The 13279-nt window shown below is 64.3% G+C and carries 9 protein-coding genes; 3 read left to right on the forward strand and 6 right to left on the reverse strand.

Annotation, left to right across the window (positions count from 1 at the left end; genetic code table 11):
- Positions 1-6: 6 nt before the first annotated feature.
- The 6 genes from Q9Q94_RS13600 to Q9Q94_RS13625 all read right to left on the reverse strand — a co-directional run bounded on the left by Q9Q94_RS13600 (position 7) and on the right by Q9Q94_RS13625 (position 9289).
- Entirely contained in the window at positions 7-441 is a 435-nt protein-coding gene (locus Q9Q94_RS13600; RefSeq protein ID WP_305980644.1) for a hypothetical protein, read from the reverse strand.
- Between the two features lie 203 nt (positions 442-644).
- On the reverse strand, positions 645-1706 hold the full coding sequence (locus Q9Q94_RS13605) for a hypothetical protein (protein ID WP_305980645.1): 1062 nt from the start codon (positions 1704-1706) through the stop codon (positions 645-647).
- Between the two features lie 67 nt (positions 1707-1773).
- Positions 1774-3225: a DUF3999 domain-containing protein gene (locus Q9Q94_RS13610; RefSeq protein ID WP_305980646.1), complete on the reverse strand. Its 1452-nt coding sequence runs from the start codon at positions 3223-3225 to the stop codon at positions 1774-1776.
- A gap of 14 nt (positions 3226-3239) precedes the next feature.
- Entirely contained in the window at positions 3240-7544 is a 4305-nt protein-coding gene (locus Q9Q94_RS13615; protein ID WP_305980647.1) for a DUF2339 domain-containing protein, read from the reverse strand.
- Between the two features lie 98 nt (positions 7545-7642).
- Positions 7643-8068: a hypothetical protein gene (locus tag Q9Q94_RS13620; protein WP_305980648.1), complete on the reverse strand. Its 426-nt coding sequence runs from the start codon at positions 8066-8068 to the stop codon at positions 7643-7645.
- Between the two features lie 201 nt (positions 8069-8269).
- Entirely contained in the window at positions 8270-9289 is a 1020-nt protein-coding gene (locus tag Q9Q94_RS13625; protein WP_305980649.1) for an Ldh family oxidoreductase, read from the reverse strand.
- A gap of 355 nt (positions 9290-9644) precedes the next feature.
- Between Q9Q94_RS13625 and Q9Q94_RS13630 the strand changes: the two genes are divergently transcribed.
- The 3 genes from Q9Q94_RS13630 to flhA all read left to right on the forward strand — a co-directional run bounded on the left by Q9Q94_RS13630 (position 9645) and on the right by flhA (position 13261).
- On the forward strand, positions 9645-9872 hold the full coding sequence (locus Q9Q94_RS13630) for a hypothetical protein (RefSeq protein ID WP_305980650.1): 228 nt from the start codon (positions 9645-9647) through the stop codon (positions 9870-9872).
- Between the two features lie 114 nt (positions 9873-9986).
- Positions 9987-11153, forward strand: coding sequence for a flagellar biosynthesis protein FlhB (flhB, locus tag Q9Q94_RS13635; protein ID WP_305980651.1), 1167 nt, complete (start codon positions 9987-9989; stop codon positions 11151-11153).
- Between the two features lie 5 nt (positions 11154-11158).
- Positions 11159-13261, forward strand: coding sequence for a flagellar biosynthesis protein FlhA (gene flhA / locus Q9Q94_RS13640; RefSeq protein WP_305980652.1), 2103 nt, complete (start codon positions 11159-11161; stop codon positions 13259-13261).
- The last annotated feature ends 18 nt before the right edge of the window (positions 13262-13279 follow it).

The following is a 13279-nucleotide window of genomic DNA, read 5'->3' on the forward strand; positions in this document are numbered from 1 at the left end:
GCGTGCCTATTTCTTTTCCGACTGCTGCAGCCACTCCGTCAGCATGGGCTCCGGAGCGGCATGCTGGCTCAGCGCGCCATCGTATTTCACCCGGGGTTCGCGCAGCGTGTTGGGTTGGTTGGGCAGATATACCGTGCCGCTGTCGCGATCAAGGCGCAGCAGCATGTAATCGCGGCCGTTGCGCGTTGTCGTATAGCTGCGGGTGCCGTCCCGGTCTCCGGCGTCGACGCGTGCTTTCTGGATCACGCCATCCAACGGATGGTCGATGCCTGCAATCTGCACCAGCGCTTCGGCTTTCTCCGGAGCGCCCAGGCGCAGAACGAAGACCTTGACGCCTTCTTCACCACTGTAGGCTTTCACATAGCGGCCCACTTCGGGGCGATCTGCTGCATGGGCCAGCGCGGTGATGCACAGACTGGCGAGGAGGAAGAGTTTTTTCATGGGAATTCCGGTTGGGGAGAGAGGCAGAAAAGCTTGCGAGGATAAGCGCCTCGTCCGCGCAATGCTGCGCTGACGTGCCCTTGGGCAGACCTTGGGGGACGAGCGGTTTGAATCATTTTCTGAGAAATTGCCTGCCTTGTTAGGTAGCGCGTCGGAACGGATTGTCTGCGCGGGGGCTGGCTCATTAGCGATGTCTGGCGTGTTCAGTCCGGAAACGAGTCGCGGATCCATCCGCTCAGGCTCGTACAAAACTCGCTCTGCGAATTTTCCCGGGAGCAGCGGCGCTGATAGGTGTCCTGGGCGGAGCGAAGCGTCTCGTCGGCTTCCTTCTTGCGCCGTGCCTTCTCGTGTTCGATCGCCCGTTGCACCGTTTCCTTGTGTTCCGGGTGTTGTTGTTCGTACTGCCGAAGGCCGGATCCGGGCTGGTGTGCCAGGGCGTTGAGCAATGCCTGCAGTTCGGCTTCGGGCAATTGCGACATCGGGATGTTCTGGGGAAGTGCCGGGCTGCCCGGGGTTTCCTGCGCAGCGCTACGAAGCGCAGTGTCGGGCGAACGAAAGGATTCACGACTATTGCTGACGACCGCCTGGGTGCTCATCTGTTTCAGGGCTTGGCTCATCACCTCGGGCGGCGTGTTTTTCACCGCGATCCAGTCCAGCGAGACGAGTTTGTGCCGTCCGAAGAGGCCTGAGTTCAGGGTAACACGTGCCACTTCGCCGTTGCAGGGCATGGCAGGATCCTGAGGGCACTCGACGTGTCGCGTTCCCCGGTTGTCTCTCAGTTCAAACAGCTTCCGGTTCCATTGACAGGACGGGATGGAGGCACGCACAAGCTTGCCGGTCGCCAGGTCTGCAAACTCGATTCCCTTGCATGAATAGGACATCGGTTGCGCATCGTAGGGGAGGTCCCCGGCGTCCGGTCCTAAATCCTGTCGGGCTGTATTCCAGTCTCCCGTGACGCGAACAAAAAAGTGCTCTTCGGCGCGCCCGAAACGATCCACGATGTTGATGCCAATGGAAATGACCGTCAGGCCGCTCAGCGCAGACCACATTATTTTCGAGATGATCCTGCTGCGCGCCTTCGAGGGATCTTCGGGACGCTTCTCATCGATGGATTCAAGGAAAAACTTGCAGGTGAGGAGGACGTACAGCGTCAGGCCGTAATGGCAGAGCCTGGTGAGCTCCGTTGACCAGCCCAGCGGCGTCGCGATCAGCCCGTAAGCCAGAAAATCCATTAAGAACCAGGCGGGAATAGCGAGAAGCAGCATGGCGTTACGGACTTCTCTGCTTATCGCGTGGCCGCTATATGGGTGATCGTACGTATGGACTGCAAGCTCATTTTTCTGCCGGTTGATTCATCTGCCGCAGCAGCTGCCAGGCCATTGCCACCATGCCCAGTACGCCCAGCACCAGCACGCCCCACAAGGCGATCTTCTTCCAGTCGCGCTCGCCGTCGGCGGTCTGCGCGACGCTTGATGTGCTGCCTGAAGACGCGCTCTGGGCGCCGTTCTTCGCAGCATCCTCGAGGACGCTGGCGGAGACGATTTCCGGGCTGTCCGGCTTGCCGAAACCGGGCACCAGCGTGGCGGCGCCCAGGGCGGCGTCTTTCGCTTCCTTGTTGCCGACGGCCAGTGTGTAGGGGCCTTCACCGCTGGCGAGGAACACCAGTTGCGCAGGCTGCACGGCGAAGCTCAGCTGCGGGCCTTCCGCGAGCGGGTTCAGGCGCGGGTCGACGCGCAGCACGAATTCCTGCAGCGCGTAAGCGGGCAGGGGGATCTCGCTGTTGCTCCACTCCCGGCCCTTGTTGCTGATGCGATAGACCACCGTGCTGGCGAGACTGTTCCAGTAACGGCGCTCGCGCCCCGGGGCGAGGATTTCCACCGGCAGGAGTTGATTGCCCGGTGGCAGGGTGAGGCGCAATTTCGTCAGGGGCAGAGGATGGGGCAGGCGGAAACGGTATTCGCCGGGCTTCAGGTCGCTCCCGCCCGGGCTCGCTGCCAGTGGCGCAGACCAGGCCAGCGGGGCGGCCAGGTAGCGCGAGCTGCTTTGCTCCAGGGTGGCGCTGGCGAGCTGCGGCGCGGCGGCGGGCTCACGCCAGAGCAGGCGCAGGTAGCGGTCACGGAAGCCATTCAGTTCGATGCGCCGGTTCTCGATGCGCGCGCCGTTGTAGTCCAGCCGGGCCAGCTGCACGTGCCTGGCCAGACGCTGCCAGTGCTGCAGATCGTCGCTGGACTCCACATCAAGCAGCTGGAAATCGCCGCCGGCCTTGTTCCAGTCCAGCTCCAGCGCCCGCACGGCCTGCCGGTCACTGATCTGGCTTGCGTCCAGCACATAGCCGGAGAGCCGCGTCCCGCCTTGCTGTGCAGGCTGCTTGCCTGCAGAACCGCTCCGGGAATTGATCTGCACAAGGGTGCCGTCCGGACCCTGACGCAGCGTGAGATTCAGGGCTCCATCGTCGGAGACTGTTGCGGTGTGCGCGTCTTCGCGGGCCAGCAATGGAAACCAGCGCAGGGATTGTTTCTTCACCTGCTCCTCGGTACTCCCGCTGGCGGCCAGCCGCGCATACGGCACGGGCTGGCCAGCCGCGTTGAAGACGCGCAGATCGCGCAGGTCGCCATGCGCGGAAGCCAGATAAGCCGCCAGCGGCACGCTCAGGCGGTAGTAGGGCGCAGCCGCTTCGGTACGGATCGGCAGATGGGTGGCGAACTGTGCGGGCTTTTCCTGCGCCATTGCGCTCAGCGAAAGCAGGGCGGCAGCGCAGCTGGCCAGATGCTTGAAAATGGGCATGGCGTGACTCCGGATCATTGGTTTTCTTCCTTGCTCGGTGGCAGCGGCGCGAAGTAGCCCACCACCAGCAGCAGCACGCCCACGCCGATGAAGGAGATGATGCGTTCCAGCCCGCCGTGGTTCGACAGCTCCACGAAGAACAGTTTGGCGACGACCACCGCGACCAGCACCGCGCCGCTGACCCACACGGCGCGCCGTGCGCGGCGGTGGCCACTGATCATCAGGCCCAGCGCGAGCAAGGCCCAGGCTACCGACAGGCTGGCCTGTACGGTCATCGAATGCAGCAGGGCATCGTTGTTCCACGCCACCCCGGCGAAGTGATGCGCTGCGCGCAGTACCACGCAGGTATAGGTGAGGAAGCCGCCTGCCAGCAGCGCGACCTGCAGCGGCGCATGCAGGGGCTGCCAGGCGACAAGGGCCGGATCTTGCGTGCGCAGTTGCCCAACCCACTGCCAGCCGGCGAAGAGCACCAGCAGCAAGGCAATTTCCAGCGGATTGATCAGCGGAATGAAAGGCAGCGGCGCGGCGTTGCCGGTGGATTGCAGATTGACCATCAGCAGCCATGCCAGCAGGATGACGAGCACGGGCAGGGTGCTGCTGAAACGGTAGATCTGCGGATGGGCCGCTGCCGGCCACAGCCTGGGCGGTGCTTTGCGTGCGTTCCACAGCAGCCAGGCCGCCAGCGGCAGCGTCCAGCCCAGCCAGCGCCAGGTGCTGCCGGGTTCGCCCAGGCTGAGGAAGAGGTAGCGCAGCTCCAGTGCGGCCACACCCAGCCAGACCCAGGTATTGACGAGGTGCAGGAGCTTGTCACTGCTGCTGGCGAGCAGATTCTTGCTGACGCGCAGCAGACCGAAACCGGCGATGAGTGCGAGACCGAATGCCACCCAGCCAGACTCGCCGAGCAGGTTCGCGTCGGCGCTGTAATCGAAGGCGGCGACGGCACCCGCCAGCGGCAGCAGCAGGCCGCACAGGCCAGCGAGCCGCGCCCAGCGCCATTTTCCGGCAATCGGCAGGAGCAGCAGGACAGATGCCGCCATCACCGCGAGGAACTGATGCGCCAGCACCTGATCGTTGCCGGCCTGCCAGCGCAGCTCCATCCACCAGCCGAACGCCCACCAGCAGGCGGACCACAGCAGCGCCGGGAAGCTGATCCAGTCGCCATCGATCTGCAAGGCATCCGCATCGGTGGCCGCTGGCGAGCGCGCCCAGGCGTGCAGTCGCCAGGCCACGGCGAAAGCGGCCAGCGCAATGACGATTGGCGTCCAGAAACCGGCGTGGGCGAAGGGCGTCGTGCCTTCGGGTGGCGGCAGGTGGCCGAAGAGGAAGAACACCGCGCTGTTGGCCTTGAGGAAGGCAGCGCCGGCGATGACTTCCAGCGCCAGCGCGAACCAGAAGGCCTGCTTCAGCTTCAGGCGCATGGCGGCCCACATCAGCACGAAGCCGCAAGCCGCCCATACTGCGGTGGCGGTCTGCCAGGGCAGTACGAAGAGCACCGCCAGGGCGATGAAGCCCAGACCGAAGAGCATGGCCCAGGCGAGACGCGCGACCTGCGCCGGGTCATTGGCTTTGCGGGCCTCACGGATGGCCGCGCCCAGGCTGACCAGCGAAGCCAGCCCGATCAGCGAAGCGATGACCAGCCCCTTCCAGCCGGAGCTGGCCAGCATCAGCACACTGCCTTCGGCCGCCCGATCCATGTTGTTGAGGAACAGCAGGCCCGTCGCCAGTTGCAGCAGCAGCGCATTGGTGAGCCAGCCGCGTGCCTTCAGACGCAGGCCGATGAAGACCGTGAGCATGCCGGCGATGGCCCAGACGGCGGCTGTCGTATCCGCCAGCCAGGTGAGCGGTGCGATCAGATAGAGGAGCCACAGCCCCAGCGTGCTGAACAGCGGCTGCAGGCTGCTGGTGCCGGCCTTGCTGTCCTGCCGTTCAAACCGCACCAGCAGGGCGCAGGCCAGCATCACCACGCCCAGCAGGAGCGCCACAAGCGGTTTGCCGTACAGCAAGGTCGTGGGCTCCGGCAATTCCCAGCTGTGATTCACTCCGAGGGTGCCGCCGAAGGCGAGGAGGGACAGCAGCAGTATGCCTACGCCATTGGCCAGCCAGGCCGGTGGCCGGAAGCGGGTTGCAACGAAGACCGTGGCGAACCCGGCGATGCCCCAGATGATGGCGCAGCCCTCGGCCAGCCGCATCAGGGGGGCAATCAGGTACAGGCTCCACAAGCCTGCTGTGGCAAACAGCAAGCCCAGACCGCTATCCCAGGATTCCGTATCGCCCTTGGCGCGGGCTGCGTTCAGCACCAGCATGTTGGAGAGCAGCGACAGCCCTAGCATCAGCGCGCCGAGTGCCGATCCGCTCAGCAGCGTGTCCTGCCCGACATCTAGTTTCTGCAGGAAGGCAATGATGGCGCCGGCCTGCAGCAGCAAGGCGAAGGCGCGTGCGAAGGGGCGTTGCTGGCGGTGGCCGATCCAGTAGATGCCGGCGGCTTCAACGGCCCAGGCGGCAGAGGTCCATTGCGCGTCCAGCCCCAGCGGAATCGCCAGCGAGGCGAAGATCATGCCGAGCGCAAGGAAGATTTCGGTGAGCAGGCGATGGCGCAGCGGATTTGCACCGTGAGCCAGTCGCGCCAGCAGCAGATAGAAACCGCCCAGCGCCAGCGCGCTGAACGCCGTGCCGTATTCGATATGCCGGATCAGGCCGACTTGCAGGCCGAAGGCGACGATGGGCGTGCCGAACAGGATTGTTCCGTCCACGTAGCGCTGTGCGGCGTGACCTTTCTGCGCCAGCCAGGCGGTCCATTCCGCCGTATCGCGACCGCTGGGCGTGTCCGGATCATCCAGCAGCACGCGGCGTGCGAAGAGCAGGCCGATGGTGACGAACATCAGGAAGAACAGGATCAGGAAAGGCTCGGTATTGCCGAAATGCAGGGCCGGATCGTAGCTGCGCAGCCCCCAGGCCAGACCGATCAGGAAGGTGCCGAAGAAGCCGATCAGGTTCAGCGGACGCCAGGCCTTGAACCAGGCGATGCCGAGGATGCCGCAGTTGAGCAGGGCGAAATACGTGAACAACGCAACGTGGTTGCCGCCACCGGTCGACACCAGAACCGGCGTGGCAAAACCGCCCAGTGCGCCCGCCACGGCGAGCGACAGGGAATCCTGCATCACCGCGAGCAGGCCGGACAGTGCCACCACGGCGACCAGCAGGGCAAAGCCGACTTCGGTGGAGAGCAGCGGCTGATCATGCAGCTTGAGCGCCGCAAACACGGTGAGATACATCACCGCCACCGCGCCGCCCTGCATTAGCAGTGCATAGGCCTGGCGCTTGAAGCGTAATTTCCAGCCCAGTGCCAGCGCGACCAGCGAGGTGGCCGCCACGCCCAGATAGCGCAATTCGAGTGGAATCACCACGCGCTCGGAGGCGTAGCGCAGCAGGAAGGCCAGGCCGAGGAAAACCAGCAGCATGCCGACGCGCACGATGGTGTTGCCGCCAAAGAGCCAGTCTTTCGCCGCATTGAACCCGCGCTCGATGAGCGACGGCTCGGCGGGAACGCGTGGCTGCGGAGGGCGGCGGGCTGGAGAGGGGCGTGCAGCGGGCCTCTGCGGGATGGGAGGCTGCACAACGGCGTCCGGCCTGGTTTGTGCGGCAGGCGTGCTGGAGACCGTTTCTGGATGCGGCTCTGCAGGCAGGGGTGTTGGGCTGGCGGGTGCGTCCAGCGGCAGAATCTGTGCAAAATCCGGTTCTGTCGTGCTGCTTACCGGTGTCCAGGCAGGCTGGCCGGAGGTTGCGACCGGAGCGAGCGCTTCCGGCAGGATGGCTTCCCCCCAGGGGACAGGCGCTGCGTCGAGTGCGGGCACGTTGTCCTGGATCTGCAGCGGGGTGTCGTCCACCGGTAGGGATGCCTGCATGGCCTCGGGCAGGGGACTGTCGACATGCGCAATGCTGGTACGCAGGGTGGTGAATGTCGGCTCGGCAGGGCGCTGCAAGGGCTGGGCCGGTGTGCTCTGAGCGGCTTCCGGCTGGGCCGCTGGAGCTTGCTGCGCAACGACCGTGGCGGCGCTGCTGGCCGGCCCGGCGGGCGCGCTGAAGGGCTGTGGCGCCTCGGTCTCGCGCCGCTCGTTCAGCGTTTTCACGCTGGCTTGCAGCGCGCCCAGGCGGGTTTCCAGACTGCTGGCGCGGGCCTCGGCATCCTTCAGGGCCTTGCGCAGCTTGTCGATCTGGTTGCTGTGTTCCCCGCTGCGCGACCAGGCGATCAGGGTGAGGATGGGTAATACGAGCAGATATCCCGCACTCAGCAGGATTGCCAACAGGATCAGTCCTTCCACGCTCACTCCCCCGTCATGATGTCACGCGATGGTAACAGAGCAGCGCGGCAGGCTTGCGGCAGGGCGGATGGAAGGAACGAGGCGGTGCCTGCTGGGGGCTAGCCTTGTGGTGGTGCGCTCAGTTCGGCGAGCTGCTGACGTGTCCAGCGCAGTGCGGCTTCGCTGGTCTGGACGATTTCAAAGGGCATCACGCCCGCGTAGATCTCGCGCCAGACCCGGTCGGTGATGCGATAGCCCTCAACTTCCGGACCGATCACGTAGCAGGTGCACGCGCGCTGCCAGTTCCGGGCATGTTCGCGCGCGCCGATACGGATGCGCTCGATGGCGTCCGGCGGGCACAGGGCGGCACCGCTGATCTCGATGATCAGCCCCCAGGGACCGCGTGCGGCCAGTGCCGGGACATGGGCGGCCATCGCTTTCTGGTATTCGCCGATCAATTCCGCATTCCAGGGGCCAACGATCTGGCTGATGAGGATCTGCCCCTCTTCCCTGACTGCCACTGTGCCGTGTACGCGAAAAGTCATTTTTCCTTGTCCGGGAGCTGGCGCCAATGCGAAGCGCGTGGCACAGCATACCTGCAGGCTCGCTTCCGGTGCAATTCACCCCCTCTGGCGAGCCGCATGCAATGGCGCTGTGCGGCATGCCACCGCGCCCGGCCATATCTGATGCTGCCGGGCGGGCAGGGTGGCTGGAAAGGCCCGCCGGGCGCGGGTTTGCAGAATGCTTTAGATGACCACGCCGACAGCAGCCAGCTGGGCAACGATTTCGGTGTGCAGCGGTACGCCCTGAACGAGGTTTTCGTCGCGCTCGGTCCAGCCGCGTTCGCCCGGCCAGGTGAAAGGCGCGGCGTCCTGACCAAGGTAGGCGAGGTAGTCGGCAACGCGCGCTTCAAAAACGTCGGTCCCGCCAAAGGCGGCAGGGTTCAGGGCGATGAAGAGCTTGCAGGAGTCCGGATCGAGTCCGCTGCGATCGCCGGCAATGATCTCGTTGCCGAAGGCGCCGCCCGCCAGCGCTGCGGTGAGCAGTTCCATCATCAGGGCGAGGCCGGCGCCCTTGTGACCCCCAAAAGGCAGCACGGCGCCACCCAGGATCGCCTTGGCATCGGTGCTGGGCTGACCGCTGGCATCCAGCCCCCAGCCTTGCGGGACTTCGCGGCCTTCGCGCAGCCAGGTGCCGACCTTGCCGACGGCGGCCTGGCTCATGGCCATGTCCAGCACCAGCGGGGCCTGGGTCTCTGCACGCGGAATGCTGATGGCCAGCGGATTGTTGCCGATGATCTTGCCGGTGCCGCCCCAGACGGCCATGGTGGGCATGGCATTGGTGGTGCAGATGCCGATCATGCCTTGTTGTGCGGCGCGGTAAGCGTAGGCATGGGCGCGGCCCCAGTGGGTGGTGTGCATCGCCAGGCAGGCGCCGATACCGAACTGGCGGGCGCGGGCGACTGCATCGTTCATGGCGTGGCAGGATGTCGTGCGGCCCGGGCCGTTGTCGCCATCCAGCAGGCTGGTGGCACCGAATTCGCGTTTGAGGCGGATGTCTGGTGCTGCTGTGACCCGACCGTCTTTCAGGGCGGCGAGCAAGGGGGGCAGCATGCGCACGCCATGCGAGGGCACGCCGGTGAGGTCGGCTTCGGCCATGACTTCAGCTTCCAGTGCGGCGATCACGGCAGGCACGCCGGCCGCTTCGAGAGCGGTGGCAACCTTGCGGCTCAATTCGGCGTAGGCAATGCGAACGATTTCACTCATGACAGGTTCTCCGGATGTGGTCATAGCTTGACCGGATCAGTGTATACCCGCTGCTGTCGGGGGCCTCTCCGGGGGAATGCCTACGCGGGCCTACGTACCCGATGGGGAGCTCAAGGGCGAGCCGGAATGGCCGTTACATCTTCTACAGGTTCTCACTTCCACACGAAGCAAATCCTGTTTGGGCCGCGTTGAGCGGCCCTTTTGTTGCAGCGGCAGACCAGAGGCTGTTGTCATGTCTCCGGCAAATGCGTGCATGGCAGCGGAGCGTGCCCTTTTTGCCAGCTATTTCAGGCTTGTACTGGCCGCACGAATTCATAAAATCATATTTCCGGCGCAGAACATCCGGGGGCGAAAGATGAATGCGGTTTCGATTGAACTGAACACGCGTCAGTTGCAGTTGCTGGCCATCAATACCCTGTTCGAGCAGGCTCGGCTCGGTGTGCAAGACGGAGAGTCGTGCATCGAAGCGCTGCAGAACATCATCGATCTGGGCAGTCGGGCCGCAGCGGACCCGCACGCCGTACGCAGCCATGAGCTGGATGACGCCGAGGCTGAAGTCCTGTTCCACGCTTTGCGCTCCTGAATCGCACGCCGCATATCACCCAGCCACGCAAATAGCGTGGCTTTTTCATGCCTGTTCCGGGCGGCAAGCTTTGCCGTTCCGGCAAATAATGCCTCCATCCCCTAGAGGCATCCCATGGCTGAGGAAAGCGATCTCGAAAAGACAGAACCCGCGTCGCAGCGCCGAATAGATCAGGCGCGCGAGGAGGGGCAGGTCCCGCAATCCCGTGAGCTGTCGACTTTTCTGGTCCTGATCGTCGGTGTGCTGGTGATGTGGGTGAGTGCACGCTGGATGAGTGCGCGCATGAGCAGCCTGATGCGTGATGGTTTGTCCTTCGGGCATGCTCAGGCCTTCAATCAGGATGCCATGTATGAAACCTTGACGCGCATCAGCACCGGGGCCTTGATCACCCTGACGCCGTTTTTCGTGGTGATGCTGATAGCTGCCGTGGCTTCACCGGCATTGCTGGGCGGACTGGTTTTCTCGACCAAGGCTTTTGAACTCAATTTCTCCCGGATGAATCCGGCCAGCGGGCTCAAGCGGATGATTTCCCTGCATGGCATGGCAGAGCTGGTGAAGGGGTTCCTGAAGTCGGCACTGGTCGGGGCGGTCGGGGCCTGGGTAGTGTGGAGCCGGCGCGACGAGATTCTGGCCTTGATGAGCTCCTCGCTGGAAGTCGGGATGGCTCAGTTCGGTCACATGCTGCTGGTGGCCAGCCTGAGCGTTGTGGCCAGTCTGGCACTGGTGGCTGGAATCGATGTGCCTTTCCAGCTCTGGCAGTACTACGACAAGCTCAAGATGACCAAGGAAGAGCTCAAGCAGGAAAACAAGGAGCAGGAGGGCGATCCGCAGATCAAGGGGCGGATTCGTGCCAAACAGCGCGAGATTGCCCGCCGCCGGATGATGGCGGCCGTGCCCAAGGCAGATGTGGTGGTGACCAACCCGACCCACTATGCCGTGGCGCTCAAGTATGAAGCCGGCAGCATGGGCGCGCCGACGGTGGTTGCCAAGGGAGCCGATCTGGTCGCTCAGGTGATCCGCGAACTGGCTGCCGAGCACAATGTGCCGCTGCTGGAGGCGCCGCCACTGGCTCGTGCGCTGTTCCACCATACCAAGGAAGGCGACCAGATTCCGGCCGCGCTCTACACGGCGGTGGCCGAGGTGATGGCCTACGTGTACCAGTTGAACCATTTCATGAGCGAAGGTGGCTTGCCGCCTGAAGTACCGAACGATCTGCCGGTGCCCGAAGGCATGGACCCGGGGGCTCCGGCGGCGGCTGAACCAGACTTGAGCAGGCACTAATCATCATGGCTACCAACCAGAACCTGATCGAACTTCAACACCTGTTCTCGCCGAAGAACATCCGCCAGCTCGCCGCTCCGATCCTGCTGCTGCTGGTTCTGATGATGATGGTGCTGCCGCTGCCAGCCTTCGTGCTTGACGTGGCGTTCACGTTCAACATCGCGCTGTCGATGATGGTCATGCTGGTCGCAATGTATACGCGCAAGCCGCTGGACTTCTCGGTCTTCCCGACGGTGCTGCTGGTTACCACCCTGTTGCGGCTGTCACTGAACGTGGCTTCGACCCGGGTGGTGCTGCTGCATGGGCACTCCGGCGCCGACGCGGCGGGCAAGGTGATCGAAGCCTTCGGTCATTTCCTGGTGGGCGGCAACACGGCGGTCGGTATCGTGGTCTTCATCATCCTGACCGTGATCAACTTCGTGGTGATCACGAAAGGCGCCGGGCGCATCGCCGAAGTGGGTGCACGATTCACTCTGGACGCCATGCCGGGCAAGCAGATGGCCATTGATGCGGATCTGAATGCCGGCCTGATCGACGACAAGGAAGCCAAGCGTCGCCGCGCCGAAGTGTCGCAGGAGGCCGATTTCTACGGCGCCATGGACGGTGCCTCGAAGTTCGTGCGCGGTGATGCGGTGGCTGGCATCCTGATCATGGTCATCAATATCGTCGGTGGCCTGATCGTCGGTGTGATCCAGCACGACATGGATTTTCAGCGTGCTTCAACCGTGTATACCCTGCTGGCCATTGGTGATGGTCTGGTCGCGCAGCTGCCCTCGCTGATCATCTCGGTGGCGGCCGGCATGGTGGTCTCCCGCGTGGGCGACGAAGGCGGGGATGTTGGCGGGCAGTTCGTCAATCAGCTCTTCAACAACCCGACCGTGATGCTCCTGACCGCGGCGATTCTGGCTGTCATGGGGATGATCCCCGGCATGCCGAATTTCGTGTTCTTGCTGCTTGCCGGCTTGCTGGGCTGGGGTGCATGGCGGATGAAGAAGAAGGCCGAGCAACCCGTCGAGGAAGAGGCTGCGCTGCCGGCTGCCGCGCAGGTGACGCAGGCGGTGGAGAGTCTGGAAGCCAGCTGGGCGGATGTGACGCCGGTCGATGTGCTGGGGCTGGAAGTGGGCTATCGCCTGATTCCGATGGTGGACAAGGGGCAGGATGGCGAATTGCTCAAGCGCATCCGCGGCCTGCGCAAGAAGTTCGCCCAGGACATCGGTTTTCTGGCTTCGCCGGTACACATCCGCGACAACCTGGAGCTGCGCCCGAACAACTATCGCATCACCCTGAAGGGGGTCGAGATCGGTACCGGCGAAGCCTATCCGGGGCAGTTCATGGCGATCAATCCGGGACGGGTTTCCGGCCCCTTGCCGGGTACCCAGACCAAAGACCCGGCCTTCGGCCTGCCCGCGATCTGGGTGGACAACAGCCGGCGCGAACAGGCGCATGTGCTCGGCTATACCGTGGTGGACGCCAGTACGGTGATTGCCACCCACCTGAACCACGTGATCATGAGCCACGCCGCCGATCTGCTCGGGCGGCAGGAAACCCAGGCGCTGCTCGACCATATTGCCAAGGATTCGCCCAAGCTGGTCGACGATCTGGTGCCCAAGGTGCTGCCTCTCCATGTATTGCAGCGCGTGCTGCAATACCTGCTGGAAGAGGGCATCAACATCCGCGACATGCGCAGCATCGTCGAAACCCTGGCCGAGCACGCGCCCCGCACGCAAGATCCGGTCGAACTGGCTTCCCGTGTGCGCATGGGGCTGGGACGGGCCATCGTGCAGGGGCTGTTCCCGGGCGCGGCAGAGATCGACGTCATTGCGCTGGATCCGAGCCTGGAGCGTGTCCTGTCGCAAGCCATTGCCAGCGGTGGCGGCGATGGCGGGGTGATCGAACCGGGCCTGGCGGATTCCCTGCTGCGCGAAACCGCTACGGCATCGCAGCATCAGGAAGACCTGGGTCTGCCGCCGGTGCTGCTGGTGCCGAATCACCTGCGCTGGCTGCTTGCCCGCTTCCTGCGCCGGGCTGTTCCCACGCTCAAGGTCATCGCCCATTCCGAGGTGCCGGAGAGTCGTACGATCCGGGTGGCGGCGGTGGTGGGGGGCTGATCCGGCTGAGGCGGCAAT

Origin of the sequence: Uliginosibacterium sp. 31-16, assembly GCF_030730865.1 — a bacterium.
Lineage (GTDB): Bacteria > Pseudomonadota > Gammaproteobacteria > Burkholderiales > Rhodocyclaceae > Uliginosibacterium.

Bases quoted from the DNA above. Each gene is read 5' to 3' on its own strand.
- Q9Q94_RS13600 (WP_305980644.1), bottom strand. From the start codon at position 441: ATGAAAAAACTCTTCCTCCTCGCCAGTCTGTGCATCACCGCGCTGGCC.
- Q9Q94_RS13605 (WP_305980645.1), bottom strand. From the start codon at position 1,706: ATGCTGCTTCTCGCTATTCCCGCCTGGTTCTTAATGGATTTTCTGGCT.
- Q9Q94_RS13610 (WP_305980646.1), bottom strand. From the start codon at position 3,225: ATGCCCATTTTCAAGCATCTGGCCAGCTGCGCTGCCGCCCTGCTTTCG.
- Q9Q94_RS13620 (WP_305980648.1), bottom strand. From the start codon at position 8,068: ATGACTTTTCGCGTACACGGCACAGTGGCAGTCAGGGAAGAGGGGCAG.
- Q9Q94_RS13625 (WP_305980649.1), bottom strand. From the start codon at position 9,289: ATGAGTGAAATCGTTCGCATTGCCTACGCCGAATTGAGCCGCAAGGTT.
- Q9Q94_RS13630 (WP_305980650.1), top strand. From the start codon at position 9,645: ATGAATGCGGTTTCGATTGAACTGAACACGCGTCAGTTGCAGTTGCTG.
- flhB (WP_305980651.1), top strand. From the start codon at position 9,987: ATGGCTGAGGAAAGCGATCTCGAAAAGACAGAACCCGCGTCGCAGCGC.
- flhA (WP_305980652.1), top strand. From the start codon at position 11,159: ATGGCTACCAACCAGAACCTGATCGAACTTCAACACCTGTTCTCGCCG.